This is a genomic window from Halorubrum salsamenti, from assembly GCF_007671685.1.
Classification (GTDB): Archaea; Halobacteriota; Halobacteria; order Halobacteriales; family Haloferacaceae; genus Halorubrum; species Halorubrum salsamenti.
This window is the reverse complement of record NZ_VCNL01000008.1, coordinates 71648-96471: the sequence shown is the minus strand read 5'-3', so window position 1 is coordinate 96471 and position 24824 is coordinate 71648. Positions and strand designations below refer to the sequence as shown.

Sequence of the window (24824 nt, the reverse complement as noted above, 5' to 3'; positions counted from 1 at the left end):
AACCACCTCGAAGCGATGGGCGAGGTGGACGCCATCGCCCTCGACAAGACTGGTACCCTCACCAAGGGCGAACTCGCGGTCACGGACGTCGTAGCGCTTGGCGGTACGAACGACGAGACGGTACTCCAGCACGCGGCTGCACTCGAGCAGCGAAGCGAACACCCAATCGCCGAGGCGATACTCGAACGCGCCGAAAAGGATGCCGGCGATGACGTGCCGAGTATCGAGAAATTCGAGAGCATCACCGGAAAGGGGATCAGCGCAGACATCGACGGCGAGACGTACTATGCAGGCAAGCCCGCCCTCTTCGAGGAGTTGGGTTTCGACCTGTCGCACGCCCACCTCCGTGCCGACGGCGGCGCAGTCGCCGAAGTGGCCCACGAGCAGTGCGAACGCGAGGACTGTGCCGACCTCGAGGACGGCGCGATCTCGCGGTTCGAGAATGAGGGGAAGACGGTCGTCCTCGTCGGCACGGATACCGAATTGATCGGCATTATCGCCATTGCCGACGAGGTGCGGCCGGCCGCCGAACGGGCGGTCGCACGGCTGCACGAACTCGGCGTCGCGCACGTCGTGATGCTGACCGGCGACAACGAGGGGACGGCCCGTGCGATCGCCGAACAGGTCGGCGTCGACGAGTATCGCGCAGAACTATTGCCCGACGAGAAGGTCGATGCCGTGGAGGCGTTACAGGCGGAGTACGGCGACGTGGCGATGGTCGGCGACGGCATCAACGACGCGCCCGCGCTGGCGACCGCTGAGGTCGGCATCGCGATGGGCGCGGCCGGAACGGACACCGCAATCGAGACCGCCGACATCGCGCTGATGGGCGACGACATCAGCAAGCTGCCGTATCTCTACGGGCTGTCGCACACGGCGAACGGCGTGATCCGCCAGAACATCTGGTCGAGCCTCGGCGTGAAGGCCCTGCTTGCACTCGGCGTCCCGCTGGGACTGGTGAGCGTCGCGGTCGCGGTCATCGTCGGCGACATGGGGATGAGCCTCGGCGTCACCGGGAACGCGATGCGGTTGTCACGAATCGCGCCTGAACGCATGGACAGTAAGACTGGCCAAGAAACGGGTGCCTGAACCCATGAACACTAGCGAGGAAGGCAGTGCCACCTTATGCAGAACTGTACCACTCGTCGAACGCGAGAGCAACGAGCTCTCTGAACCCCTTCGGGCAGGTCCAACTGCTCGAATCCCGTCTCCCGAGAACGGGGACAAGAATAACCGTTACTCCGTTTGAAGTATTCCACAATAATGAACCCCTTCAATGCGATCCGCGAGTTCGAAGCCGATGGAACGACCTACAAGATGGCCGACCTCACCGTCCTCGAAGAGGAAGGCCTCTGTGAACTTGATAAACTCCCGGTTAGCATCCGTGTCATGCTCGAATCCGTCCTCCGAAACGCCGATGGGGAGGACATTACCGAGGACGACATCCGTGACCTCGCTGGCTGGCAACCGGACGTTTCCGACGCCGACATTCCGTTCCAGCCGTCCCGGGTCATCCTCCAGGACCTCACAGGCGTCCCTGCCGTCGTAGACCTCGCGGCGCTCCGGTCGGCCGTCGACCGCAAGGACCGCGACCCAACTCTCGTCGAACCCGAGGTGCCCATCGACCTCGTGATCGACCACAGCGTCCAAGTGGACTACTTCGGTAGCGAGGACGCCTACGAGAAGAACGTCGAACTGGAGTACGAGCGCAACAGCGAACGGTACCGGGCACTGAAGTGGGCGCAAAACGCCTTCGACGACTTCAGCGTCGTCCCACCTGGAACGGGAATTGTTCACCAGGTGAACCTAGAGTATCTCGGGCAGGTCGTCCACGAACGCGAGCAGAACGGCGAGAACTGGCTGCTTCCGGACACGCTCGTCGGCACGGACAGTCACACGCCGATGATCGGCGGCATCGGCGTCGTCGGCTGGGGCGTCGGTGGCATCGAGGCCGAAGCCGCGATGCTCGGCCAGCCCATCACGATGAACCTCCCCGAAGTCGTCGGCGTCAAACTTACGGGTGAACTCCCCGAGGGTGCGACAGCGACCGACCTCGTACTGCACGTCACCGAACTGCTCCGGGACGTCGGCGTCGTCGACCGATTCGTCGAGTTCTACGGCCCCGCCGTGGAGACGCTGACCGTCCCTGACCGGGCGACCATCGCCAATATGGCCCCCGAGCAGGGCTCGACCATCAGCATGTTCCCCGTCGACGAGGCCACCCTCGACTACCTCGAACTGACGGGCCGCGACGAGAAACACATCGAACTCGTCCGGAACTACCTGGACGCCCAGGGGTTGTTCGGCGAGCAGAATCCCGAATACACCGAGACAGTCGAACTGGACCTCTCGACAGTCACTCCAAGCCTCGCCGGCCCCAAGAAGCCCCAGTCCCGCGTCGAGATGGGTGACATGCGGGGCCACTTCCGGGAGTTACTCCACGGCGAGTTCGAAGAAGCCCTCGATGAAATCGATGAGGAGGCGCTGGCCCGGTGGCTCGGAGAGGGCGGCAACACCCAGGCCGAGTTGACCGGAGAACCAACCGACGCCGAACGAACTGACGGCGGCGTTCAACAAGCGGGCGACACTGAAAAACAGAATCTGGGACCCCTCACGAAGCGCGCTACAGTGAACCTCGACGGCAACGAAATCGAGATCGGGCACGGGAGCGTCGTCGTTAGCGCCATCACCAGCTGTACGAACACGTCAAATCCGTCCGTGATGCTGGCAGCCGGGCTCCTGGCGAAGAACGCCGTCGAGCGCGGCCTCGACGTCCCGGACTACGTCAAGACCAGCCTCGCACCCGGCAGCCGCGTCGTCACCCAGTACCTCGAAGCATCGGGACTCTTGCCGTACCTCGAAGACCTGGGTTACAACGTCGTGGGCTACGGCTGTACGACCTGCATCGGAAACGCAGGGCCACTCCCCGAACCGATTGAGACCGCGATCGACGAACACGACCTCTGGACGACGAGCGTACTCTCCGGGAATCGGAACTTCGAGGCACGCATCCATCCAAAAGTGCGGGCGAACTACCTCGCCAGCCCACCGCTGGTGGTGGCATACGGGCTGGCCGGTCGGATGGACATCGATCTGGAGCACGACCCGCTGGGGTACGACGAGGACGGCAACCCGGTCTATCTGTCGGACCTCTGGCCGGACAGCGACGAGATCCACGAAGCCGTCCACGACTTCGTCGACCCGTCGATGTTCGAGGAGAAGTACGCCTCCGTGTTCGAGGGCGACGAACGATGGGAGGCGTTGGATGCGCCGACTGGCGAGGTCTACGAGTGGGACGAGGACTCGACGTACATCCGGGAACCGCCGTTTTTCAAGGACTTCCCACTGGAGAAACCTAGCGTCTCCAACGTCGAGGATGCACGGTGTCTGTTGACACTGGGTGATACGGTGACGACCGACCACATCAGCCCCGCAGGACCGTTCGGCTCGGACCTCCCCGCCGGGCAGTGGCTGATGGACCACGGTGTCGAGCCTCACGAGTTCAACACGTACGGTGCCCGCCGGGGCAACCACGAGGTGATGATGCGGGGGACGTTCGCCAACGTCCGCATCGAGAACCAGATGCTCGACGACGTCGAAGGCGGCTACACGATTCACCAGCCGACGGACGAGCAGACGACCGTGTTCGAGGCCAGCCAGCGCTACCACGAGGAGGGGACGCCCCTCGTCGTGATGGCGGGCGAGGAGTTCGGAACCGGCTCGAGTCGTGACTGGGCGGCGAAGGGAACCGACCTCCTCGGCGTTCGCGCAACCATCGCCGAGAGCTACGAGCGCATCTACCGGGACAATCTCGTCGGGATGGGCGTGCTGCCGTTGCAGTTCCAGGACGGCGACTCGTGTGAAGCGCTCGGACTAGACGGGTCAGAAGTCTTCGCTATCTACGGGTTGGACGACGGGCTGGAGCCGATGGCCGAGTTGACGGTGACTGCGGAGCGGTCGGACGGGTCGTCGGTCGAGTTCCCGGTGACGGCCCAGGTCGGGACGCCCGCCGGTGTGCGATATGTTGAACACGGCGGTATCCTGCACTACGTGCTTCGGCAACTTCTGACCGACTCGTGACGCGTTCCGGGTGAAATCGCGTAGGATCGACTGCTTTCAGGTATCTGGTTTTGTATTTGGAACTACTTAGAATCGAAAACAGCAGTACTGTGTTGAGGAGAAGTCCGATTTGGTTGCGATCCTCATTTCATTCCAAACACATTCAGCCGTAAAAGTTCCCTTCTGTTCTAATCAATCACACACCCAATATAGCTCAAGCCACTCATACTACGTTCAGCCATTCACACAGCCTCAGATGCCAATCATCAGTTATGAGTTCTCATGAGAGCCGTGTTTGTTATTGCACCGGCGATGGGTGCCGGCGCAGCAGGAGCGAGCGAGCAATCACTCCCGATGCGTCGGCGTTTCGAGGTGTTCGAGATGCATATGGTGATTTACGCACTGGTAGAGGCATCGACGCACGACGACGCGCTGGTCACCGGAAAGACGGTGTTCGATCGCCTGGTCGGCGCGGACCCACATGCCGGCGCCGTCTTCGACTACTATGTGACCTTCGACGAGGAGGACACGTCCGTTGCGGGGAAGGCACGATGGGGGGAGTTGCCGACGGCAGCCCCCGTCGACTCCGATGACGGCGAAGACCTGCTCGAGCGTGGCTGGGAGGCGACGAAGGAGGAATTCGAGCGTAATCTCGACCGGGTGAAAGAGGCCATCGAGGAGCTCTCCAACGAGGAGATCATGCGCGACGAAGATCTCGCTCGGCACGCGTTCCACCAGGTCGGTGCCTACGACGGGCCAACGATATTCCTGTACAACGAATATGGGAACGGTATCCGTCACCGTGACCACCTGGATCGAGTGCTGGAGGAGAGCGAGGAGCTCTGGATCGTGCCCGCCGACGTCCACTTCTAACAGATGTCCCGGATCACAAATTGGAAGCGCGAGAGCCGCACACCCACACTCGCATACCGGAATACCGAGACCGGCGCTCGGGCTGTCCTACACCGAGCCCCGGACTCGTACCGCTACAAGTGGCGTGGCGCAATCCTCGTCGACGGCTACCCAGTGTGGTCGCGGGGGTACGAGACGAAAGACGCGAACGCGTTCAGGAACGTTCTCCGCGACCAACCTGCTCCCGAGATGAGTTGTCGGGAGTGTCTGGACGGTGACGTGGTCGTCGGTGATAAATCGGCTGACGGTGCGAAGGTCCAGCGCTGGTTCGAGTGTCGGAACTGTGGGTACGAAGCGCCCTCAAGGATCGTGTACGGCGCCGAGCGCTGAGGGGACATCCCCGCCTTTACCGTGCTAAATATCGGTTTCGTCGAGAACTTTTCTATCGGAATTGTTCCGCTGGTCTTCCAGCCAAGTGCCGATATCTGAAGGAGACTTACTATCAAGTGTTCTATTTAATGACTTTGCACGAGAATTGAATGCCTTCTGTTGGAGATTGAACTTGTCCTCGTTATTCTTTTTGAACGTTACCAGCACAAGCGCGATGTTGTGTTCGTCACCGGCAAAGTACCCAGAAAACGCTCTCGCACCGCTACCATTTCTAGGAGACCATTTGAACTGCCATAAATCACTCTGCAGCGGTTTTGCAAAAGCGGCCTCAGGGCGCCAAGCATCAAGAAAATCCGTGATTTGGTTTTCCAGCCGTGTCGCCATATGATTCCCCATCGCATCAAGATTCGTCAGAGCTGGCTCAAAGAACACGACGTATCGTCGGCCCATCTATACGAACAGCAAGCAAACAGGAGTAATAAAGGCGAGTGTTAGAATTCGGCCTCAAACTCGTCTTCGTCAGGCAGCATCTCAAGTGCCTCCTCAGGAGAAACAGCTTCAGGAGACTCATTATCGGCTTCGTCTCCGGCTTCTCCGGCCGTGGGAGCGGACATACAAAACCATACACAGTGTGGTCTGATAAACCTTTGCCAGCAGTACAGCACCAATCGACATCCCTCACGGCGAATGACGTTTATTTGTGGGCCGGGATGGGTGGCCCGTCTCAAGCGGGCCAGATCCACAGATGAGTCTGGAAGTCATCGACCGCCACAGCGAAGCACTGTTCGAGTTCCTCTGGTGTCCGGTCTGCGGGCACGAGATATTCAGTCACATTCCCTTCGAGGGAGTGTTCTGCAAGAACTGCAACACGCAGGTCATCCTCCGGGAATCCAGAGAAGACCGTGGCTACGAGGAGGCTGTGCTCGCGTGCTTCGACACCGACTCGACGTGGAACCTTCACGTCGACGAGAAGTTCCGTCGTGACCTACCCGATGGATCGGCACGGGTGAAAATCCTCGGCGCACCGGGGGCCTACAAAGTCGACTGGTGGAGTCCAGCACCTGGGGAGGATTGGGAGCCGGTCGAGCGTGGTGAATTCGACGACGTGGAGGAACCAGCCGATATCTCCCATCTCGCGTAGGGGCAAGCAGTCCCTGTGACTGTTTTTCACCCCCTGAGCGGTGCGGGGGTGCTCGAACGAGTAGCTCCCGAACAGACCGATGAGTAGACCTAGCGACACACACTCGATTGAACAGACACGCCCAGCGAGCGGCTGCGACATCGTCTACGTCGGGTATCGGCAGAGCGGGCAGGCTATCGTTGAGAAACGTCCCGGCCAAGAACGGCTCACACCAGAACGGAGTCTCGCGCTGGTGAATCACAGTCCCTCGGGATTCGAATGGGGATATGGTGGTAGTGGTCCGGCACAACTCGCGCTCGCACTCCTCCTCGACTACACGGGAGACGAGGCGTTCGCCCTCGACCACTACCAGGCATTCAAAACCGAGGTCGTGAGCCAACTGGACTGTGCTGGGTCTGCTGGACGCTGGCGACTCACCGGGCCCGAGATCGACGCAGTCCTTCACGAAACACCCGGCGAGCCGGCCGCACCGTCCATCTAAATACCAATCACCGAAAGAAATCCATGTCAGAACATACCCAACCATCTCGTACGGATGGCGAATCGGCTGAATCGAGCGAACAGACGACACGAACGGAGTACGTCGAACGAAGTGACGTCGGCGTCTCCCTCACCGTAAAGCTCAAGCGTGGAACCGGTACCAGAGATCAGGACGAGGTAATCGCGAAAGCGAAAGGCAAGACCCTCGAAGACGCTCGCGAGGACATGGAAACCCTCAGAGAATACATCCACGATCTCGCGGAGGACGCTCGCCAGATCCAACCCGAGGAAGAAGACGGGTAACGGCGAGGGGAGTTTTTTGTCGCCTCAGCAGTGGCGGAGGCGATTATCAGTGAGCAATCCAGACGGTCAAACAACAGACGAAGGCGAGCTTTCGCCAGAACAACGGCTCGAGCCATCGAATACGCGACTCATCAACGCTGGTATCGTGACGATCAACGATATGGAGACGCTGCGAGCCTGCGTCGCCTACGAGAACGCGAATCAGCAACGGGTCCAAATCCTCCGCCGGCTTGAACAGCGGGCCAGCGAAATCCGCGCACAAGACGATTGACCCAACGCCCGGAGGTGTCTGTCGGAGCCTCGGTGGGTGGAGGCTCAATCCAGATGAGCGATCGACCAGAGATCGAGATTCAACGACAGACCGCATTCCGTGACGATGGCCAACTCGAAGTAACCGAAACAAGCGTTGAGACCTCGCTTGAGGACTTCGGCGCTGACGTGGATCATCGTGACCGGGATTCGCGTCTTGATCACCCCGAGGCGAGTGAGTTCGGCGTCGACGATCGACCCGAAGTTGAGCAAACATCCGAGGGAGATCAGTCAACACTCTTCGCTGATACGGACGAGGATCAGCAGACCCTCACTGGCGACGATGCAGCCGCTCGCTGTCTCTTCGAAGAATAGACTTGCCTCTATCGATTGATTGTCTGATGAATTGTTGTAGTCTGGACTATAATAGTCTGAATTCTAATTTTGAAGCGACGCTGAGGGACTAATAGCCGGTGGTGGTTTTTCGACCCCCAGCAGGGGCGCGGGGAATCCGAACGCCCGCATGCAACCGATGGAGATGAATTCGACTACCGACCCACGAGCAGTCGTACAGGATACGGATGAGCGATGTCAGGCGAGTACAGACCGCGTCGAGTACGTCGGGATGCGTGTCGACGGAACGCCAGTTGTCCTGAACCTCACCGCACACGAACGCCTCTCCCCCAATCGAAGTCTCGGTCTCGTGCGGCATAGCCCGGCGGGATTCGACTGGGGCTACGTTGGGAGCGGACCGGCACAGCTCGCCTGTGCGCTCCTCCTCGATTACACCGACAACGAAACCGTCGCCCAGCAACACTACATCCAGTTCCGCAACGACGTAGTCAGTCAGTTGGTGTGTGATGGCCCGGCCGACTGCTGGCACCTCACCGGGAAGGATATCGAGGCGGCACTCGCCGAATTCGAAGAGTACCGAGTACTCACGCCAGATGGTGGGACGCCGTCATCGTCACTGCCGGCAAACTGGAGTGCGGTGAGCCGGACAGATCGGACAGTCTTCCAACGTCGGGAGATCGACCACTACGTCGTCCTCGCCGAAGGGAGCGAAGAGTGGTTGATCATACTTTGTGCGCAGGGGGATCGGGCGTATCCCACCCCGCTTGACCATCGAACGCTTCCGGTCGAGAACGATCCTGCTTCAGCCGTTCAGGCACTCGTCGCTGAGAGTAACGACCTCGTCGAGCCAGAGGAGGAGACCTAATGGAAAACATCCGACTCTCGCGGGCCACATACCAACTCATCGAACGCGCCGTCACGGCGCTGGAGTGCATCGGCCGAGAACTCGAGCGATACAACGACCGGCACGAGCGAACAGATGGGAAAGACACAGACGAGACGAATCCCAGCGAATCATGACTGACGAAGCGACGCTTGACGATTTCGAGATCGAGGATTCGGCCGGAGAGTCCCGCTCGCTCACGCTGGAAGAGCGACTCCTCTCACCCATCTCCCGGTCCATCGGTCTGCGGGTGATTGCCGGACGCGGCGATCCGCTCTATCTCCAAAATCAGGGAGCAGAACGGTATCTCTTCCGCGACGATCATGACCGGTGGTTCATCCTTCAACCCTCGGCGAAGGACTCAGAGAAGGCGTTCGTCCGGTGGGTGTATCTCCCAGCAGACCGGCCCGAACGGCTGGCGCAGTCGGCGCTTCGTCGACGGACAGTGATCGGCTATGATTACGTTCAGCGGTCGGCTGCACCAGATCCAGTCAGGTCGACGGTGACAGCGATGTTCGTCACGGAACGCTGGCCCGAGACCGCCTACGAGTGTGGGTCGTGTGAGGCGCTGTTCGACACGCCACGAGAGCACGCCCTTCACTGCTGGGACGCCCATCCGTGGGTACCGAATCCTGAGCAGGTGCGCCGTAGGCGGAGAGATTGAAGGACAGAAGGGACAATAATCGATACGGCGATGTTATTTCTTTGCCCTACACCTATGATGAAAGAGACACGAGTTGCTAATATGGCGACAAGGATGGCCACTCGGCTCGAGAACTTCTTCGAACAACGAACTGACGGGAATCTCCGGAGTATCGTGAAATACGAGGAAGGCACGTACGAAATCGTCCATCTCAGGGATGACGTCGCTGAGCAATATACGACAGATGAGCTCGAATCTGCAATCGACGAATCCCGAATGGAGTCGTTAACGGCACCAATCTACGAAAACACCTTCTCAGAAGACCACGGACAGCTCACGTGCCTGGTTCAGTGCTTCGAGAACGTTATCGAGATGAATTTCGTTCTCGAAGACGGGATTGGAGCCGCAGTCGCACTTGATGCGGAAGCGATGGTTGATGCCCACGGGCTTGTAGCTGAAGCAAGGCGGATCGTCCTCGAAGAACGGGAATAGTCGCGGTCAGAAGGCCATCCTACCGCCTTTTGAAAGGTACTTCTCGTCCATCAGCAAAACCTGATTAACCAACTAGTTCCGGCGATCGAGGTCAGTGTTGGTTAACGTGGTGTTGTTGTTGCGCCCGGGAGAGGGGCGCAGGGCGCGAGACGATGCAGGCGTCCGTCGACGAGGATTCCTGAAGTGAGGTGACTGAGATGAAAGATCCAGAGTCCAGAACCATCTTCGCTGGCGTCGATGGACGTACCGACACCGAACTGCCCGAGTGGTACCGAGAGCGTCACGGGGATGCAGACCCCGTGACATTCGCCGAGGCGGTCCGCGATCTTCCGCAGGCCGTCGAGACGACCGTGGCGTACCAAAATCCGTACACCGACGAGTGGGTCGAGACGGAGCGGTTCAATGCGCTCGTCGAGCCGAGTCAAGCTCGGGAGCAGGCCCGAGATGAGGACGCGGAGACGGACCCGTTGTTCCACGTTCCCACAGACAGTTACGCGATCATCAACCCGGTCGACATCTACGGGCCGCTGGAGGAGGTCCTCCGGGAGGAGACCATCGACGGGACGCCGCTGGGCGAGGTGATGTTCGGCGAGATTCGACGCTACCGGGGCGGCGGCGAGGTCCACATGGACGTGATGTTCGACGGCCTTGAGGTGCGCCTGCCCGGTCGGTCGGACCCGATTACGATGGGCGTCACGTCGGGCTACGACTTCTTCGGCGAGCACGCCGTCTACGTGGAGGGGTTCGCCCAGGATGGCTACTGCTCGAACACGATGCGCTCGCTCACCGACAAGGAGGTTATCAAGCACGTCGGCGACGGGAGGAACTTCCGCACCTGGTGGGAGGAACTCCTCGCACAGGTCGAACTCGTCGCCGCCGACCTCTTCGAGTTCATCCGAGACGCCCAGGATATCGACCTCGACTTCTCGGAGCTCCCGTTCACCGTCACGGAGTTCTACACCCTGCTGGGCTTCCCGGACTACCTGGCCAAGCGTGCCGCCGGCGATGCAGAAGCCAATGCGGCGTCCCCCTTCGAGATCGATATGTGGACGCTGCATTCCGGCGCGACGTACGCGCTCACCCACTTCTTCCAGGGGAAAGAGGGGGCGTCCCTCGATCAGTACGTTCGGATTGCCAACGACATCCTGTTCAACCCGGAAAGCACGATCGAGCGCGTCGAGCAGGCCTACGAGCAGCAGCTAGAGGCAGACGGTGACGACGGGTCACAGGCCTCATTGGCCGGCGAACGAGCGCTGGCGAGCATCGAACGGGTCAGCGACGACCTGCAGGAGAAAGTCGAGCAGTTCGAAGAACGCGAGGACGCGCTGCGTGAGCGGTTCCAAGAGGCAATGGGCTAAGAGCAATCGGAGAGAAGATTCGCCAGGCGTGCTTCCGTTCTAGCGGCTGGAATCCACTGCTGACAGTATTAAGTGAGTAGGGGCGCACCCAGAGACCATGTCTATTGAGCATAATCCGACTCTCGACGCGCGAGAGCCACAGCAGGGGGATATAGAGACCTTTGAAGAGTTGGAGCCTGGTGACTCGGTCAAATTCTTTGAATGGCCCGTCGAGCCGTTGACCGTCATCGGCTGGGAAGAAGACGATAATGTCGGGAAGCGGGTGAGAGTAGAAGCAGAAGGCAGCGAGTCGTTTCTCTACCAGGTAAACGGCCACCTCTGGCATTACGTCCCTGAGGACGAGTTCGCCGGAGAAAGCAATCCCTTCCCAGTCCAGAATCTCACAGTACTCGAATCCCCAGAGGCCTAACCAGACTTGAGGGGAGTCCGTGGAGAATTGGTTTCTCTTTTGGAATGGCTCGGTTTACGCATTTCCGCTATTTTCTGTCGCCCACTCGAGTAACGGTTCCAGTCGTGTTCGAACCTCGTCGCCATCCTCTGTCAACGCATATTCGACACGCGGTGGGATTTCGTTGTACTGCGTCCGTGAGACGAGCCCTGCCTCCTCGAATTCGTTCAGGCGTTTCGAGATTGTCGACGTGCTCGCTGTCGGGAGGTGGTCTTCGATCTCCGCGAACCGCAGTGAGTCATGTGCGCCGATGATGCTAACGAGTTGCATCGCGTATTTTCGGCTCAACGTGTCGATAACTCCTGTGAGCGGACAGTAGCACGTCCCCTCAACATCGCACGTTGGCGCCGGTGAAGTAGTATCTGCCATAGCTTCGTAGCCTCCAACCTACTCTATAGCTTCGGACTCTGGAGCATAAGAACTTCCCGTCGTAAAGTATAGGCACTGATGACCCACACCTCCGACTATGATCTCGTGATTCTCGGCGGTGGCGCCGCAGCGTTCGCCGCGATCACTGAAGCGAGCCGGCGGGACCTCTCGACTGCGATGGTGAACACAGGCTTGCCGATTGGCGGGACCTGCGTGAACGTCGGCTGTGTCCCGAGTAAGCATCTTCTCGCCGTCGCCGAGAGCGGCGCTGCAGCGTCGGAGAATCCCTTCGACGCCGTTCGATACTCCGAGGAGCCGACCGTCGACTGGGCCGACGCACTCGACGGCACCGACGAACTCGTCGAACGGTTCCGGCAGGAGAACTACGTCGATATCGCCGAGCACTTCGAGACCGACATCTACGAGGGCTACGGCCAGCTGGTCGGCGACACGACTATCGAGGTCGTCGACGGCGCTGACGAGGGCGCGCGCATCACTGGGCAGAAGGCGCTCGTCGCGACCGGAAGTTCGCCCTGGGCGCCGCCCATCGACGGCCTCGGCGGCGTTGACTACTACACGAGCGAGACCATCCTCGAGGAGCGCGACCTCCCCGAGAGCATCGTGATGCTTGGTGGCGGATACATCGCGCTGGAGTGGGGCCAGATCCTCCACCGCGTCGGCGTCGACGTGACCATCCTCCAGCGCTCCGACCACGTCCTCTCGGACATGGAAAGCCAACTGGGTCGCGAGATGCAGCGCACGTTCGAGGAGGACGGCATCGAGGTAATGACCGGCAACGACTTCCAGCGCGTCCGCAGGCGAGCAGCCGACGGTGGAACCGAAGCGGTTCAGTCAATCGTCGCCGTCGAAACAGTCGTCGACGGCACCGAGCGGACAGTTACAAGGGACGCGCTGTTCGTCGCGACCGGCATCCAGCCGAACAGCGAGGGCATCGGCCTGGAAACGGTAGGGGTCGAAACAAACGACGACGGGACGATTCGTGTCGACGAACATTTCCAGACGACCAATCCCGACATCTACGCGGCGGGCGACGTGATCGGCGAACCCGAACTGGAGACGGTCGCCGCCAAGGAAGGCAATCAAGCCGTCAAGAACGCCTTCGGCGACGAGGGCGTCAGCATCGACTACGACGCAGTCCCGGCAGTCGTCTTCACCAGTCCCGAAGTCGCCGCAGTCGGCACGACCGAACTGGAGTACATGGACGAGCACGGCACCTGCTCGTGCCGAACCGTCCAGATGGAGGATGTCCCGCGGGCGAAGGCAGTCAAGAACACAGATGGCCTCGTCCAGGTCGTCAAACACCACGAGACTGACGAGATCGTCGGCGTCCACATGGTCGGCCCCCGTGCCGCTGACATGATCATGGAAGCGACGCTGGCGGTGAAGTTCAGCCTCACCGTCGATGACATCATCGACACCGTCCACCCGTTCCCGACGTTCTCCGAGGCGTTCAAACAGGCCTGTCAGGCGTTTCGGCGGGACACGTCGACGATGAGCTGCTGCGTTGAGTAATCCCCACCAGCATTATCCGAATTATGACCGTATCCAAGAATACAGTGATTCTCGTTCAATGTACCACCCGAGAAGCAACGGCAGACCACAATACAATCCAGATCGGGAGCCAGAGCGATGAGTAACGGATACGACTACGATCTGCTCGTGCTCGGGGGTGGGATGGCCGGCCTCCCCGTCGCGATGAAGTGTGCCTATTCGGGCATGGAGACGGCCCTTGTCGAGGAGGATCTCCTCGGTGGAACGTGTCTCAATCGCGGGTGTATCCCAACAAAGACTATGCTCCGGAGCGCGGAGGTCGCGAATCTCGCCCGCCGCAGCGAGGAGTTCGGCATCGACATCGACAGCGCAATCGAGGCCGACATGGAAGCGATTCTCGATCGCAAAGACGACATCGTCGAGAGCATCCGTGAGGGCGCCTATGAAAATGTCGAGGAAAACGAGAACATCGATTTCATCGAAGGCCACGGCGTCTTCACGTCACAAGACGAAGTCCAGGTCGACGACCAGACACTCTCGGCCGACCGGGTCATTATCAATACGGGGGCACGCCCGGCGAAGCCGCCGATCGACGGTCTCGACGCCGTCGAGGTCCACGACAGTACAGATTTGCTCGAGCTTGACGCAGTTCCCGATTCGCTTGCCGTCATCGGCGGGGGGTACGTCGGCTGCGAGTATGCCCAGATGTACAGCCGATTCGGCGCTGATGTCACCGTCTTCCAGCGCGGTGACCACCTCCTCCCGAACGAGGACCCCGAGGTGAGCGAGGTTATCGAGAGCGCCTTCGAAGACGAAGGAATCACCGTCCAGGCAGACGCGCCCGTGACGGCACTGTCGGAGACTGATTCCGGCATCCGAGTCGATGCCGATGGTGCCGGCGCCGTCACCGTCTCAGACGTCGCGCTCGCCGCCGGGCGGACGCCGAATACGGACGGTCTCCGCCTCGAAGATGTCGACGTGTCGCTCGATGAGCGAGGATTCGTCGAGACCGACGACAGCTTCGAAACGACTGCCGACGGTATCTACGCCATCGGCGACGTGAGCGGGCCACCGATGTTCACTCACTCCGCGCGCGACGACGCCGACCTCCTGTATCGACACCTCGCGAAAGACGAAACGATCAGCACCGAGGACCGAACCGTCCCGTGGGCTGTGTTCACCGACCCGCAGGTCGGCCACGTCGGACTGACCGAACAGGAAGCACGAGACGAAGGGTACGAGGTGGGCATCGGCCGCCAGGACTTCGCCGACCAGGGCAAGCCGAAGGCACTCGGTGAGACCGAGGGATTCGTCAAACTGGTCACCGACGCCGACACCGACGAACTCCTTGGTGCCCACGTCGTCGGCGAACAAGGGGCTGAAATCGTCCACGAACTCATCCTCGCCATCGAACTCGGCGCGACCGCCGACCAGATCGCCGACACGATGCACATCCACCCCACGCTCCCCGAGAGCATCAACTCAGCCGCCGGAGGTGTTCACAAACCCTCGTAACGCGTCTTGAAGCGAGTTATTACGTCACAGAGCAGGCGATATTTCACCGCGGAATCGGTCACTCAGCTGTCGATAAGAGTTCGTCGAGCTCCCCAGTTTCGCCGAGGTCGATGAGCGCGCGATTGAGCAGTTCTCGAACGACGAACTCCTTGTAGTGCTGGGATTCGCAGTATTCACACGGTTTCATCTCCTTGGCTACGGCCTCGATCTCGTCGCCGTGTTGCTCGGCGAGGGTCTCGATCAGCGCAGCTAGCTCTTCACGAGTCGTGTCCTGCGCCGGAGCAAGTTGCTCTCCGCTGCTTTCTGGAAGGTCGTACGAGAAGACCCGTGTGTTCGACTTGTAGTACTTCCGTGTCCCACCACCAGCTTCCTCGAGCCGCGCGATTTCGACCATCCCGGCGTCCTTTAGGACGTTCACATGGTGGCGGACCGTTGTTTCCGCCTTCTCCTCGCCGCGACGATGCAGTTCGTCGTGAATCTCCTCGATCGTCATCTCCTCGGTCGCGAGCATATCGAGGATCTTCGCCCGGACATCGTTCTCCAGCGCCTTCGCTTTCTCCGGGTCGGTGGTTACGACTTCCCGGATCGGTACGTCAGATTCAAGGAGCGCCATTCTTGTGAGGAGGTAGACGGACAACGACAGTAAGAGTAACGCCACTCACCCCACAGTGGTAGTATAACATCGAGACCGCTATAACTATCGTCGTAATGGTTATCCGCGTCGCACGGTAACCACCATCCACGATGGGAACGACACACGAACAATTCAACGTCGGGGGAATGTCCTGCTCGTTCTGTGCCGAGAGCATCAAGAAGGCCTACAGCCGAACCGATGGTGTCGAGGACGTCGACGTGAGTCTCGCCCACGAGGAAGTTCTCGTCGAATACGACAACGACCTGCTGAGTGAGGTCGAGGTGAAGGACACGCTCCGGGATCTCGGGTACACCATCCGCGACCCGGACAAAGCGAAGCGGTACGAGCAACAGCAGGCCGAACTCGCCGACGGCAAGCGCCGCCTCCTCCTCGCAGGTGGCGCATCTATCGTGGTCGCTGCCCTGATGGGGTGGATGATTCTCGTGATGGGACGCTTCGAGTCATCATCTCTTGTGATGGATCTGGTGACACTGGGGCTGGCGCTCGGGACGATGTTCGGTTCTGGACGGTACATCAAAGAGAAAGCCTACCAGAGCCTGCGCCGGGGGATCTTCAATCAGCACGTTCTCTTGGAAGCAGGTGCATTCGCAGGGTTACTTGGTGGGCTGCTCGGCCTGTTCGTGTTCCCTGGCTTCCCGACCGTCCACTTCTTCGCCGTTTCCGTGTTCATCACCACCTATCACATCCTTTCGGAGTACACCAGCCTCATCGTCCGCACGCGAGCTTCCCAAGCCGTCCAAGGCCTTCTCGACCTCCAGCCCGACACGGCACGCCGCGTCAGTGATGACGGTGATGTCGAGGAGGTTCCTGTCGACGACCTCGACATCGGTGATCGCGTCCGGGTCAAGCCCGGCGAGAACATCCCCGTCGACGGCGAAGTCGTCGAGGGTGAGTCTACAGTCGACGAATCGGTCGCCACCGGGGAGTCCATTCCCGAGGAGAAAACGGGCGGCGACACGGTGATCGGTGGCAGCGTCAACGAGACCGGGGCGCTGCTCATCGAGGTAACTGCAACCGGGGAGGACGCGTTCCTAAACCAGATCGCCCGCGAGATCGAGGAGGCGCGGGCGATGAAGCCCGGCATCATCCAGCTCGCCGACCGCGTGCTCAAGTATTTCGTCCCCGGCGTCTTGACGATCGCTGGGTTGTCGTTCCTCTTCTGGGTGGTCGCCCCCCTCGCGTGGGGAGCAGCCCCAAACGTCCAGCGCGGGGCGTTCGCGGCGCTGGCGGTCCTCGTGCTCGGCTATCCGTGTGCGCTCGGGATGGCGACACCGCTGGCCCTGATCCGGGGCGGCGGGAAGGCCGCGAACCGTGGCATCCTGATGCGCTCCGGTGACGCCTTCCAGATATTTCCCGACGTCGACCACATCGTGTTGGACAAGACCGGCACCATCACCGTCGGCGAACCCGCCGTTAGTGAGGTCGTCGCGTTCGGTGCCGACGAGGTGGATGTACTCACGACTGCGGCCAGTGCGGAGGCCTTCTCCGAACACCCGCTCGCCATTCGTCTTTAGTTAAGGAATCGCAAGACAGCAGCACGATTGCTTCGCTGTGCAAGTAGCAGCTGAGATCTATTATGACAATCTTTTGATCTAAATTGGAATGAGACGATAAGCTTACCGTGCACCTAGTGCACGTATTTTTGAGAACGTCTAAGATTATGACTCGAACCAAAATGGGCGTCTCCGTCCGAACTGAACTCGTTGAAGAGCTCGATACACTTGTCGATGAGTGCTCAGATCTCGGAGCAAGCCGCTCCGAGATCGTTGAAGCGATCCTCGCAGCATATTTGCAGAATGATGAAGAGAGAATAGAAAAGACCCGAGAGCTGGTTATCCGCAATAGGAAACGATCTAACTCGTAGAGAAGTCCGTGCACCAAGTGCACGGACTTCTTAGAGCGTTATTTGAAATCACAAATTGACTGTGTTCATATCGACACCGTCTTAGACGAATAGAAGACTACTCTCTGCCATCTGATCCCGTCGCTGTACCGCGATTTTGCTCTTAACTAAAGACGAATGCACCCGCTCGCTGATGCGATCCTCGAGGCCGCCGACGAGCAGGGCGGCGAGTACGCGGATCCTGACGCCTTTGACTCGGTGACCGGCAAGGGCGTCCGAGCGACCGTGGCCAGCGACGACGTGCTGGTCGGGAAAACGGGATGGCTCAGCGACGAGGGGATCGACCTGTCGAAGGAGAGCGACGACATTGAACGACTTCAGGGCCGCGGCCTCACCGTCGCCGGCGTTGTCCGTGACGGTGACCTGATCGGCTTGATCTGCATCGGCGACGAAATCAAAGCCGACGCCGCGGAGACCATCCGGCGGATGCGCGACGCCGGTATCACACCCATGATGCTCACCGGCGACAACGAACGCACCGCGCAGGCTGTCGCCGAGGAGGTCGGCATCGATCGCGTTATGGCCGACGTCCTGCCCGACGAGAAACGTGAAGAGATCGGTCACCTGCAGGAAGCCGGCCACCGCGTAGCGATGGTCGGCGACGGCATCAACGACGCCCCCGCACTCACGCAGGCGGACATCGGGATCGCGATCGGCGCAGGGACCGACATCGCCATCGAATCGGCGGACATCGTCCTGATGGGTGACCGGCTCGGCGGCGTGATGGACGCCTACGACATCGGGACCGAAAGCTACCGGAAGACCCGCCAGAATCTCGCGACGGCGTTCGCCTTCAACGGCATCGGCGTCGCCGCTGCGACCACCGGGCTCGTTCACCCGGTGTTCGCGATGCTCGCGATGGTGCTGTCGGTCTCGGCCGTCCTCGCCAACAGCTTCGCTGGTCAACTCCTCTCGGGCGAGGGTGTCAACACCGAGTTCGCCCTCGACGAACGCACGGACGATAACGTGAGCGACGGCCGAGCGGCGGCCGATTAGGCCACGACGTCGTAGCCAGCCTGTTCGATTGCCGCGTTCACATCGTCATCTGAGACCTCATCCTCGAGGACCACGTCGACCGTGTCAGCTTTGTGGTCGGCCTCGACCCGAGTCACACTATCGAGGTTTCGCAGGGCGGTCTCCACGTTCTGTTCGCACCCGTTGCACGACATCCCGGTGACTGAGATCGTCTTTCGCTCCATACGGGACTGTAAACACTCGCGGGGGATGGCCATTACGGTAACTGTTGTATCGGTTTTACCCTATGAGAGGTGGGGCGTTATCGTCCGGAGAGTTGTTTGTGTCGGCCCCAACGGGGGTGGAGGCTCTTTGAGATGGGGTCCACTGACGAGCAAGAGAGTAACGAATTCTCGCCAGAGAAGCGGCTTGAAGCATCGAACACGCGCCTGATCAAGGCAGGAATCGCGACGATTCCGGATATGGAAACCCTCCAAGAGTGTGTTGCCTACGAGAACGCCAACCAGAATCGAACGCAGATCCTGCGCCGGCTCAAGTGGAAGGCTGAAGAGCTACGTGAGGGCGAAGAGTAAGCTCTATCCTTAACCAACACACTCCACGTGGGTTTCCCCATTGTTGGTTAACAGGGTGTGCCTCAGTTTTTCGGCCCCCTCGATGGGTGCGAGGCAGCCAGCAGCGGCCTCGCGGGATCGAATAGAAGCTCAGTCAGCATCAACAGGTAACGACTCACAAACACGAGAACTGACATTCAAATACCAAGCCGGGACCAAACTGAGTGATTCAATCACATCACAAATCATGGGCAAGAAGCTGTACTCAGACGAAGAACTCCTCAATCGTCTCCGGGAATTCGCGTCGGAACTCGGGCGGCCCCCGTCGCAGAATGAGATGAACGAGTCCGGCACTCATGCCGCAAAGACCTACGCGGACCGTTTCGGGTCGTGGAATGAAGCGCTCAAGACTGCCGACCTTGAGACGGGAACAAACGAACCAAACGGAAGACCAGCGACACCGAAAGCCGATCTTCTTGTGGACCTCAAATCAGTCGCTGAAATCGTAGGAGAGGCACCTTCAGAGCGAACCTACAGAAGTTACGGGAAGTACTCGGTGAAAACGTACTGCAAGCGATTCGGCGGGTGGAACTCAGCTCTACGGGCAGCTGGGTTGGAGCCCAACGTTGAACTGAATCTCTCCGAAGAAGCACTTATTGCTGCTCTACAGGAGTTCGCTGAGGAACTTGGCCGCCCACCCACGACAGACGAGATGGATCAAGATGGTCCGTACACCTCGGATCCGTACAAACGGGCCTTCGGAAATTGGAATCAGGCTCTTCAGAGGGCTGGCTTAGAAATAAACTATACACGAAACGTGAGTGAAGACACTCTGCTGTCTGAACTCAAGAGACTCAGCGAAGAGTTGGGACACATTCCGCGCAAAGAGGAGATGCAGGACCAGGGAAAATGGAGCGGATCGGTCTACCAGAAGCGGTTCGGTTCTTGGAACGAGGCGCTTACAGCCGCTGGCTTCGAGCCAAATACCCGGTGGCGAATTCCACGTGAGGGTTTATTGACCGAATTGCGAGAGCTCGCCGAAGAGTTGGGTCATCCGCCGACAACGGGTGAGATGATTAAACACGGGGAATTCACGACCCAGCCGTATCGGCGCGTATTCGGATCATGGCGAACAGCCCTACAGGCGGCCGATCCAGACTATTTAGACGACTACCGCCAGTCAAATACCGAGACAGTACCGTTCGGCTCGAACTGGCCACAGATTCGTGAGGAAATCATTACCCGTGACAATGAATCCTGTCTGCGCTGCGGTATGGGCCGCGAAGCTCACCGCGATAAATTCGGACGTGATCTCCCGGTTCATCATAGGATCCCTCGACGCCGGTTCTACAACGACCCAGACCGGTCGGTCGACGATGCAGATGTACCGAGTAACCTGTTGACTCTCTGTATCCCGTGCCACCGCCGCCTCGAACGGCTTCCAGTCCAACCAGTGGTTGACTAACAAGCGAAGTTCCACGTTCAGCACGATAGTCTGCCGGCGAGCAGAGCGTCTACCTCCCGCCGGCGTGACTTCGCGACCTGTTTTTCGTGCCCCCAGAGAGGGCGAGGGCTCCTTCGAGAGCCCTCAGAGGTGACTTCCAGTGAGTCAACAACAGCGTCCTGACAACGTCTCGATCGACGAGATCCCGGTCGACATCGACAACACGCAATCAGCGGAGGTCGATTCCGCCGATGTCCCCGACGAAATCGAGTCCATCACCCGTGGGCTCGCCGGTGAGCAGCCGCCGACGAATCCCATAGTGGTTCTCAAGGCGGCCCGGTGGTGGTACATTCACGGCAAGGGCGGCACGGATCCCGCCTTCCAGTGGGCCATCGAGTGGGCGCGTCATCTTGCGACCGACACGCCCAGTGACGTCGAGCGGTTCGACGAGTTCCTCGAGTACCTCGTCACGGTCGGCTTTGCGGACGAACGCCACGAGCTCCGCTGACCGACAGAGCGGTTTTTTGAACGCCCCTGAGGGGTGCGGCGCGGTCTGAACAGACGCAGTCGCCGTGAACTTGATTCGGTGAACACGATGTCCACGATCAGAGACTCGTCGGTCTCCTTCGACCAGACCGACACACGATCCGACGAGATGAACAGTACCATCGAACAGTGGATCGACGACCTCGTCGCCGGCGTCGACAACGCGCAGGCCAGCGTGGAGTTCCAAGAGTGGCTCGACGTCCAGAGTCGCTTCCACGACTACTCCTACCGGAACACGCTCCTCATCAAGCGGCAGTGTCCCGAGGCGAGCCGGGTGGCGGGCTACCGGACGTGGCAGGAGGAGTTCGACCGCCACGTCAAGGAGGGTGAGTCGGCCATCTGGATCTGGGCGCCGATCATCACCAAGCAGTGCCCGGAGTGCGAGAATTCGCCGAGCTACCACGAGGACAGTGATTGTGAGTACGACGAGACGCCGCCCGAGGAGTGGTCCGAGGGCCTGGTCGGGTTCAAACCCGCACCGGTGTTCGACATCTCCCAGACCGAGGGCGAGCCGCTTCCCGACCTGGACACGGAAGCGACCGGCGACGCCGGCGACCTCGTCGAACAGTTGACTGGCGCCGCTGACGACCTCGGCGTGACGGTGCAGATCGTTCCAGCCGAGGAGTGGACCCACGGCGAGGCAAAGGGCATCTGCGAGCAGCTGAGCCTCGTCGACGTTCAGCCGCTCGTCGAGGTGCGTGATCGGGAGAACGAGGCCGACCTCGCGCGGACGCTAATTCACGAGTACGCCCACGCTCTGCTCCACTTCGACGTCGACGACGACACCGAGCGGGCGAAACGCGAGGTCGAGGCCGAAGCCGTCGCATATGTCGTCGGGCGGTACTGTGGGTTGGACACTAGCGGGTCGGCGTTCTACCTCGCTGCGTGGGAGTCGGACGATCCCGAGGTCGTTCGCGAGCGGCTCGGACGGATCAGTTCTACAGCAGAAGAGCTCATCGACGTGCTCGAAGGAGACTCCTCGTCCCAACATAGTTAACCAACAGAGTGATGGATTCCTTCCGTTCTGTTGGTTAAGTTTTTCAGCGCCCGCCGAGGGGCGGAGGCGCATTCAGACCTCCGTCGAATGATGACTGAACCCAATCTCACGACGGTCCTCGAGGAAGCCGAGCACGTTGCCGAGCAGCACGACCAGGTCGCTCGTACGACAGACAACCAAGCCCACGAGTACCTCCGATACGCCGTTCTTCGGGTGCTTGAAGGCGAGGCGGACCACCTCCCAGCAGACTGGACGCCGACCGACGGCGTGACCGTCGGCTACGGGAGCGATGAGGCGATGTTCGATAGCTGGGGCTCCAGCGAAGACTGGTGGGAGACCGTCCCGCCGCGAGAAGCGTGTACCCGCTTCCGGGTGTTCTTCCCGGACGACCACCAGGCAGTTCCTCGCGCCATTGTCGACGTGATGGCCGCGCTCGGTGCCTGGCGCGTCTGGACTGGGAGCGCAGCCGCGTGCGGCTCCTACGACCATCGCGAGCGTCGCGAGGTCCACTACCTCTGGCCGGAAGGCCATCCGGTGGAGGAAGTGCTTCACGAGCGGCTCAGTGGCCCTGCGGAAGCCGTCGCTCCCGACGGTGGCCGAACAGGCGACGTTCGCGACCGACTGGTCGTCGACGAGAACGCACAGTCGGAGGACGATCTTGAGCCCCGCACGAAGCGTGCCGTCGCCGAAGCGATGGACGTCTCACTCCTCTCGAAGGGTGGCCGCTACGAGGTACAGTCTGCGTCAGGGAACCGGTACGAAGTCGACGTCATCGACGAATCGTGTACCTGTCCCGACTGGCAGCAACGTTCACCCGAGGGCGGCTGCAAGCACCTGCGCCGCGTCGATCACGAGATTAAACGGGGCCGCGTTCCCCGACCAGACGGCCGCCTTCCCTCCCCGTAGTCGTGGCCAGACTACTCCACGGGACGGACTGTGTCGCCATCCCGACGGACCCGGTCGAACGTTGAGAGATACGCGATCCGGTCGTGAACCTCCTCGTCATCCAGCTCCAGTTCCGCGGCCAGTTCGTCGACGGTCATCGGTTCATCGAGTGCCTGGAGGACTTCGAGCCCCCGGTAGTACCTATTCGTCAGTTCCTGAACGCGCCCCTCGATCGGCGTGGTTACTCCGTACCGCTCCTCGAGTTCGACCAGGGCCTCGTTCGCGAACGTGGCGAACTGATCGTCCCCCAGGCGTTCGATCTGGGCTTCGAGTTCAGTCCGGACGACGTCGTAATCGAGACCGGCCTGTACGAGCATATTCATGTCCTCGATGTCGTCGTCGCGGCCTGCGATCGCCTTGAACAGGAAGATATCTTCGTTGCTGACCAGCCGGACCGTCAGTTGATCTGTGTCGAGGAACGGCTCGCTGCGCTCTTGCATCCCGTCGGTGAGCACGAGCTTGTTCGCGACCTGCTGGTTGAAGATGTCAAGGCGACACCCGTCGTCGTTCTCAACGCAGCTCGTTGCCCCCAGCGCCCGATAATCTGGATCCAGCGATTGAACCTCCGCATACCCGAGGTCCATCAAGACGGCCCACAGCTGACCGTACGCGTCGCCATCCGGGACGACCAGGTCGATATCTTTCGTCGCCCCCTTGAGGTCGCGCAGCGACATCGCGCCACCACCGATCAGGTAGACCGCGAGCGGGGCTGAGAGGCCATCCACGATCCGCTGGAATTCGTTCTCGATGTACTCGCGTCCGAATGTTGGTCTCATTTTGGTAATGGCACCTCGTAGTCAGCCGCCAGCTCCTGGAACTCGTCCCACTCCGGGAGTCGGTCGTCGTCTACCTCGCCGTGCGTCTCGAGGTAGCGGAGCAAGGCGTCGATATCGTCTTCGAGGCCATACTTCGCCGCCTGCTCTCGGAGGGCCGCCTCGTCGACGTCGACGTGGCTGAGCAGGAGGAGACAGTACGAGCGGTGGCGGCTGCCGTCGTCGATCAGCAGCGTGTGACAGCAAAGTTCCGCCGGCGAGACTGCGTCGAGATCCTCGGAGTAGACGTAGTAGCGGTGGCCGGTGAGCAGGAACTGGAGGTCGAAGGCTGCGAACCGAGCGAGGCCGGTTTCGTGGAACGCCGCCGCGTCGATCTCCGTCTCTGCCTGCGCGAGGAATTCGTCGTAGTCCTCCCAGAGAATCGTCCCCTTCGGGGCAACGGCTTCGAGACGCTGGCGATGTAGATGATGTACGAGTTCCCGGGCGAACTCGTGGAGGCGGTCGAAGTCAGCGTTGAACTCGTAGTGGCCGTCGGCCGTCCCGACGAGACCACGGTCACGAAACCGCTTGAGGACGCGGTTAACCGTGTTGCGGTAGTTGTCGCTCCGGTCGGCGATTTCGGAGACGGTTCGCGGCTGGTCGAGGTAGTACAGCACTTCGAGTGCCTTGCCCGTCAGCAGTTCGGGGAAGTCGATATGGGAGTGCTGGCGGACGAGGTCCCGGTAGAGTTCGACGGCGCGAGCATCCGACGGAACGACTCGTTTTCGCCGCCCGTCGCGTTCCGTGAAGACGAGTCCCTTTTCGACGAGGTCGGCGACGGCACGAGAGAGGTAGCTCTCGCTGTGGTTGAGCTTCGTCGCGAGTTCGGAGATCGTGTCGCCGCGGTCGACCGTGGCGAGGACCTCGAGTTCGATACGCCGGAGCACGGTGTAACATAGTACGAAACTGCCATATAAAGAAGTTTCGAGTAGTGTTACATCCAGCAAG

Annotated in this window: 30 protein-coding genes and 2 pseudogenes; 25 read left to right on the top strand and 7 right to left on the bottom strand. The window is 60.4% G+C overall.

The genetic code is table 11. The features are described from left to right. From FGL94_RS16515 to FGL94_RS16500, 4 genes are all read left to right on the top strand, one after another. The coding region (locus tag FGL94_RS16515; RefSeq protein WP_144927651.1) for a heavy metal translocating P-type ATPase at positions 1-1089 on the top strand (1089 nt) is incomplete at its 5' end. 174 nt (positions 1090-1263) lie between these two features. Beyond that, positions 1264-4080, top strand: coding sequence for an aconitate hydratase (locus tag FGL94_RS16510; protein WP_092635704.1), 2817 nt, complete (start codon positions 1264-1266; stop codon positions 4078-4080). Between the two features lie 360 nt (positions 4081-4440). Further along, on the top strand, positions 4441-4932 hold the full coding sequence (locus FGL94_RS16505; RefSeq protein ID WP_092635773.1) for a hypothetical protein: 492 nt from the start codon (positions 4441-4443) through the stop codon (positions 4930-4932). A gap of 3 nt (positions 4933-4935) precedes the next feature. Then, positions 4936-5301, top strand: a complete 366-nt coding sequence (locus FGL94_RS16500; protein ID WP_092635706.1) for a DUF7568 family protein — start codon at positions 4936-4938, stop codon at positions 5299-5301. Between the two features lie 24 nt (positions 5302-5325). On the opposite strand, the gene FGL94_RS16495 is transcribed toward FGL94_RS16500, so the two are convergent. Together FGL94_RS16495 and FGL94_RS18855 are read right to left on the bottom strand one after the other, a co-directional pair. Next, positions 5326-5751: a hypothetical protein gene (locus tag FGL94_RS16495; RefSeq protein WP_144800164.1), complete on the bottom strand. Its 426-nt coding sequence runs from the start codon at positions 5749-5751 to the stop codon at positions 5326-5328. 41 nt (positions 5752-5792) lie between these two features. Then, positions 5793-5915, bottom strand: a complete 123-nt coding sequence (locus FGL94_RS18855; protein ID WP_255409719.1) for a hypothetical protein — start codon at positions 5913-5915, stop codon at positions 5793-5795. 131 nt (positions 5916-6046) lie between these two features. On the opposite strand from FGL94_RS18855, the gene FGL94_RS16490 reads away from it, so the two are divergent. The 11 genes from FGL94_RS16490 to FGL94_RS16445 all read left to right on the top strand — a co-directional run bounded on the left by FGL94_RS16490 (position 6047) and on the right by FGL94_RS16445 (position 11613). Then, on the top strand, positions 6047-6442 hold the full coding sequence (locus tag FGL94_RS16490) for a DUF7567 family protein (protein WP_092635708.1): 396 nt from the start codon (positions 6047-6049) through the stop codon (positions 6440-6442). Positions 6443-6521: 79 nt separating this feature from the next. Beyond that, positions 6522-6923 (top strand): DUF6166 domain-containing protein, encoded by a 402-nt coding sequence (locus tag FGL94_RS16485; RefSeq protein WP_092635710.1) that lies wholly within the window; start codon positions 6522-6524, stop codon positions 6921-6923. 23 nt (positions 6924-6946) lie between these two features. After that, a complete protein-coding gene (locus tag FGL94_RS16480; protein WP_092635712.1) occupies positions 6947-7225 on the top strand; it encodes a DUF7389 domain-containing protein in 279 nt (92 codons plus the stop codon). Between the two features lie 49 nt (positions 7226-7274). Next, entirely contained in the window at positions 7275-7496 is a 222-nt protein-coding gene (locus FGL94_RS16475; RefSeq protein WP_092635714.1) for a hypothetical protein, read from the top strand. 53 nt (positions 7497-7549) lie between these two features. Beyond that, complete coding sequence (locus FGL94_RS16470) at positions 7550-7849, top strand: hypothetical protein (RefSeq protein ID WP_144800163.1); 300 nt, start codon at positions 7550-7552, stop codon at positions 7847-7849. A gap of 157 nt (positions 7850-8006) precedes the next feature. Continuing rightward, complete coding sequence (locus FGL94_RS16465) at positions 8007-8693, top strand: DUF6166 domain-containing protein (RefSeq protein ID WP_144800189.1); 687 nt, start codon at positions 8007-8009, stop codon at positions 8691-8693. Then, positions 8693-8848: a hypothetical protein gene (locus FGL94_RS18450; protein WP_186311048.1), complete on the top strand. Its 156-nt coding sequence runs from the start codon at positions 8693-8695 to the stop codon at positions 8846-8848. The genes FGL94_RS16465 and FGL94_RS18450 overlap by 1 nt, the downstream gene beginning before the upstream one ends. Continuing rightward, entirely contained in the window at positions 8845-9375 is a 531-nt protein-coding gene (locus FGL94_RS16460; RefSeq protein ID WP_144800162.1) for a hypothetical protein, read from the top strand. The genes FGL94_RS18450 and FGL94_RS16460 overlap by 4 nt, the downstream gene beginning before the upstream one ends. 81 nt (positions 9376-9456) lie before the next feature. Further along, positions 9457-9846, top strand: coding sequence for a hypothetical protein (locus tag FGL94_RS16455; RefSeq protein ID WP_144800161.1), 390 nt, complete (start codon positions 9457-9459; stop codon positions 9844-9846). A gap of 197 nt (positions 9847-10043) precedes the next feature. Beyond that, a complete protein-coding gene (locus tag FGL94_RS16450; protein ID WP_144800160.1) occupies positions 10044-11204 on the top strand; it encodes a hypothetical protein in 1161 nt (386 codons plus the stop codon). 97 nt (positions 11205-11301) lie between these two features. Then, entirely contained in the window at positions 11302-11613 is a 312-nt protein-coding gene (locus tag FGL94_RS16445; protein WP_144800159.1) for a hypothetical protein, read from the top strand. A 54-nt stretch (positions 11614-11667) separates the two neighbouring features. Here FGL94_RS16445 and FGL94_RS16440 read toward each other — a convergent pair whose 3' ends face one another. Next, positions 11668-12021: a winged helix-turn-helix transcriptional regulator gene (locus tag FGL94_RS16440; RefSeq protein ID WP_144800158.1), complete on the bottom strand. Its 354-nt coding sequence runs from the start codon at positions 12019-12021 to the stop codon at positions 11668-11670. A 78-nt stretch (positions 12022-12099) separates the two neighbouring features. Between FGL94_RS16440 and merA the strand changes: the two genes are divergently transcribed. Further along, the gene (gene merA, locus FGL94_RS16435) at positions 12100-13554 is read left to right on the top strand and encodes a mercury(II) reductase (protein ID WP_144800157.1); all 1455 of its coding nucleotides are present in this window, start codon (positions 12100-12102) and stop codon (positions 13552-13554) included. 117 nt (positions 13555-13671) lie between these two features. Next, positions 13672-15048, top strand: coding sequence for a dihydrolipoyl dehydrogenase (gene lpdA, locus FGL94_RS16430; RefSeq protein ID WP_144800156.1), 1377 nt, complete (start codon positions 13672-13674; stop codon positions 15046-15048). A 58-nt stretch (positions 15049-15106) separates the two neighbouring features. Here lpdA and FGL94_RS16425 read toward each other — a convergent pair whose 3' ends face one another. After that, positions 15107-15661 (bottom strand): ArsR/SmtB family transcription factor, encoded by a 555-nt coding sequence (locus FGL94_RS16425; protein ID WP_144800155.1) that lies wholly within the window; start codon positions 15659-15661, stop codon positions 15107-15109. A gap of 131 nt (positions 15662-15792) precedes the next feature. Here FGL94_RS16425 and FGL94_RS16420 point away from each other — a divergent pair. The 3 genes and pseudogenes from FGL94_RS16420 to FGL94_RS16410 all read left to right on the top strand — a co-directional run. Beyond that, a pseudogene (locus tag FGL94_RS16420) lies at positions 15793-17205 on the top strand (heavy metal translocating P-type ATPase); the annotation flags it as partial. Positions 17206-17378: 173 nt separating this feature from the next. Then, positions 17379-17567, top strand: a complete 189-nt coding sequence (locus tag FGL94_RS16415; protein WP_143114505.1) for a hypothetical protein — start codon at positions 17379-17381, stop codon at positions 17565-17567. Between the two features lie 159 nt (positions 17568-17726). Beyond that, positions 17727-18602: pseudogene (locus tag FGL94_RS16410) on the top strand (heavy metal translocating P-type ATPase); the annotation flags it as partial. On the opposite strand, the gene FGL94_RS16405 reads toward FGL94_RS16410, so the two are convergent. Then, positions 18599-18805 carry a heavy-metal-associated domain-containing protein gene (locus tag FGL94_RS16405; RefSeq protein ID WP_144800153.1) on the bottom strand — a complete coding sequence of 69 codons (207 nt, stop codon included), beginning with the start codon at positions 18803-18805 and terminating at the stop codon, positions 18599-18601. The pseudogene FGL94_RS16410 and the gene FGL94_RS16405 overlap by 4 nt on opposite strands. 132 nt (positions 18806-18937) lie before the next feature. On the opposite strand from FGL94_RS16405, the gene FGL94_RS16400 reads away from it, so the two are divergent. From FGL94_RS16400 to FGL94_RS16380, 5 genes are all read left to right on the top strand, one after another. After that, positions 18938-19153 carry a hypothetical protein gene (locus FGL94_RS16400; protein WP_144800152.1) on the top strand — a complete coding sequence of 72 codons (216 nt, stop codon included), beginning with the start codon at positions 18938-18940 and terminating at the stop codon, positions 19151-19153. Positions 19154-19379: 226 nt separating this feature from the next. Further along, positions 19380-20597, top strand: a complete 1218-nt coding sequence (locus FGL94_RS16395) for a homing endonuclease associated repeat-containing protein (protein ID WP_144800151.1) — start codon at positions 19380-19382, stop codon at positions 20595-20597. 139 nt (positions 20598-20736) lie between these two features. Beyond that, positions 20737-21084, top strand: a complete 348-nt coding sequence (locus FGL94_RS16390) for a hypothetical protein (RefSeq protein ID WP_115821801.1) — start codon at positions 20737-20739, stop codon at positions 21082-21084. A gap of 87 nt (positions 21085-21171) precedes the next feature. Further along, positions 21172-22119 carry an ArdC-like ssDNA-binding domain-containing protein gene (locus tag FGL94_RS16385; RefSeq protein WP_144800150.1) on the top strand — a complete coding sequence of 316 codons (948 nt, stop codon included), beginning with the start codon at positions 21172-21174 and terminating at the stop codon, positions 22117-22119. A 90-nt stretch (positions 22120-22209) separates the two neighbouring features. After that, positions 22210-23025 (top strand): hypothetical protein, encoded by an 816-nt coding sequence (locus tag FGL94_RS16380; RefSeq protein ID WP_144800149.1) that lies wholly within the window; start codon positions 22210-22212, stop codon positions 23023-23025. An 11-nt stretch (positions 23026-23036) separates the two neighbouring features. Here FGL94_RS16380 and FGL94_RS16375 read toward each other — a convergent pair whose 3' ends face one another. Both FGL94_RS16375 and FGL94_RS16370 read right to left on the bottom strand, forming a co-directional pair. Continuing rightward, positions 23037-23840 carry a DUF6036 family nucleotidyltransferase gene (locus tag FGL94_RS16375; protein ID WP_144800148.1) on the bottom strand — a complete coding sequence of 268 codons (804 nt, stop codon included), beginning with the start codon at positions 23838-23840 and terminating at the stop codon, positions 23037-23039. Beyond that, positions 23837-24763, bottom strand: coding sequence for a helix-turn-helix transcriptional regulator (locus FGL94_RS16370; RefSeq protein ID WP_144800147.1), 927 nt, complete (start codon positions 24761-24763; stop codon positions 23837-23839). The genes FGL94_RS16375 and FGL94_RS16370 overlap by 4 nt, the downstream gene beginning before the upstream one ends. Positions 24764-24824: the final 61 nt, after the last annotated feature.

Bases quoted from the DNA above. Each gene is read 5' to 3' on its own strand.
- FGL94_RS16425 (WP_144800155.1), bottom strand. From the start codon at position 15,661: ATGGCGCTCCTTGAATCTGACGTACCGATCCGGGAAGTCGTAACCACC.
- FGL94_RS16460 (WP_144800162.1), top strand. From the start codon at position 8,845: ATGACTGACGAAGCGACGCTTGACGATTTCGAGATCGAGGATTCGGCC.
- FGL94_RS16455 (WP_144800161.1), top strand. From the start codon at position 9,457: ATGGCGACAAGGATGGCCACTCGGCTCGAGAACTTCTTCGAACAACGA.
- FGL94_RS16380 (WP_144800149.1), top strand. From the start codon at position 22,210: ATGACTGAACCCAATCTCACGACGGTCCTCGAGGAAGCCGAGCACGTT.
- FGL94_RS16465 (WP_144800189.1), top strand. From the start codon at position 8,007: ATGGAGATGAATTCGACTACCGACCCACGAGCAGTCGTACAGGATACG.
- FGL94_RS16510 (WP_092635704.1), top strand. From the start codon at position 1,264: ATGAACCCCTTCAATGCGATCCGCGAGTTCGAAGCCGATGGAACGACC.
- FGL94_RS16405 (WP_144800153.1), bottom strand. From the start codon at position 18,805: ATGGAGCGAAAGACGATCTCAGTCACCGGGATGTCGTGCAACGGGTGC.
- FGL94_RS16480 (WP_092635712.1), top strand. From the start codon at position 6,947: ATGTCAGAACATACCCAACCATCTCGTACGGATGGCGAATCGGCTGAA.
- FGL94_RS16375 (WP_144800148.1), bottom strand. From the start codon at position 23,840: ATGAGACCAACATTCGGACGCGAGTACATCGAGAACGAATTCCAGCGG.
- FGL94_RS16505 (WP_092635773.1), top strand. From the start codon at position 4,441: ATGCATATGGTGATTTACGCACTGGTAGAGGCATCGACGCACGACGAC.
- FGL94_RS16495 (WP_144800164.1), bottom strand. From the start codon at position 5,751: ATGGGCCGACGATACGTCGTGTTCTTTGAGCCAGCTCTGACGAATCTT.
- FGL94_RS16485 (WP_092635710.1), top strand. From the start codon at position 6,522: ATGAGTAGACCTAGCGACACACACTCGATTGAACAGACACGCCCAGCG.
- FGL94_RS16490 (WP_092635708.1), top strand. From the start codon at position 6,047: ATGAGTCTGGAAGTCATCGACCGCCACAGCGAAGCACTGTTCGAGTTC.
- FGL94_RS16400 (WP_144800152.1), top strand. From the start codon at position 18,938: ATGGGGTCCACTGACGAGCAAGAGAGTAACGAATTCTCGCCAGAGAAG.
- FGL94_RS16450 (WP_144800160.1), top strand. From the start codon at position 10,044: ATGAAAGATCCAGAGTCCAGAACCATCTTCGCTGGCGTCGATGGACGT.
- FGL94_RS16500 (WP_092635706.1), top strand. From the start codon at position 4,936: ATGTCCCGGATCACAAATTGGAAGCGCGAGAGCCGCACACCCACACTC.
- FGL94_RS16415 (WP_143114505.1), top strand. From the start codon at position 17,379: ATGGGCGTCTCCGTCCGAACTGAACTCGTTGAAGAGCTCGATACACTT.
- FGL94_RS16395 (WP_144800151.1), top strand. From the start codon at position 19,380: ATGGGCAAGAAGCTGTACTCAGACGAAGAACTCCTCAATCGTCTCCGG.
- FGL94_RS16440 (WP_144800158.1), bottom strand. From the start codon at position 12,021: ATGGCAGATACTACTTCACCGGCGCCAACGTGCGATGTTGAGGGGACG.
- merA (WP_144800157.1), top strand. From the start codon at position 12,100: ATGACCCACACCTCCGACTATGATCTCGTGATTCTCGGCGGTGGCGCC.
- FGL94_RS18450 (WP_186311048.1), top strand. From the start codon at position 8,693: ATGGAAAACATCCGACTCTCGCGGGCCACATACCAACTCATCGAACGC.
- FGL94_RS18855 (WP_255409719.1), bottom strand. From the start codon at position 5,915: ATGTCCGCTCCCACGGCCGGAGAAGCCGGAGACGAAGCCGATAATGAG.
- FGL94_RS16470 (WP_144800163.1), top strand. From the start codon at position 7,550: ATGAGCGATCGACCAGAGATCGAGATTCAACGACAGACCGCATTCCGT.
- FGL94_RS16385 (WP_144800150.1), top strand. From the start codon at position 21,172: ATGTCCACGATCAGAGACTCGTCGGTCTCCTTCGACCAGACCGACACA.
- lpdA (WP_144800156.1), top strand. From the start codon at position 13,672: ATGAGTAACGGATACGACTACGATCTGCTCGTGCTCGGGGGTGGGATG.
- FGL94_RS16445 (WP_144800159.1), top strand. From the start codon at position 11,302: ATGTCTATTGAGCATAATCCGACTCTCGACGCGCGAGAGCCACAGCAG.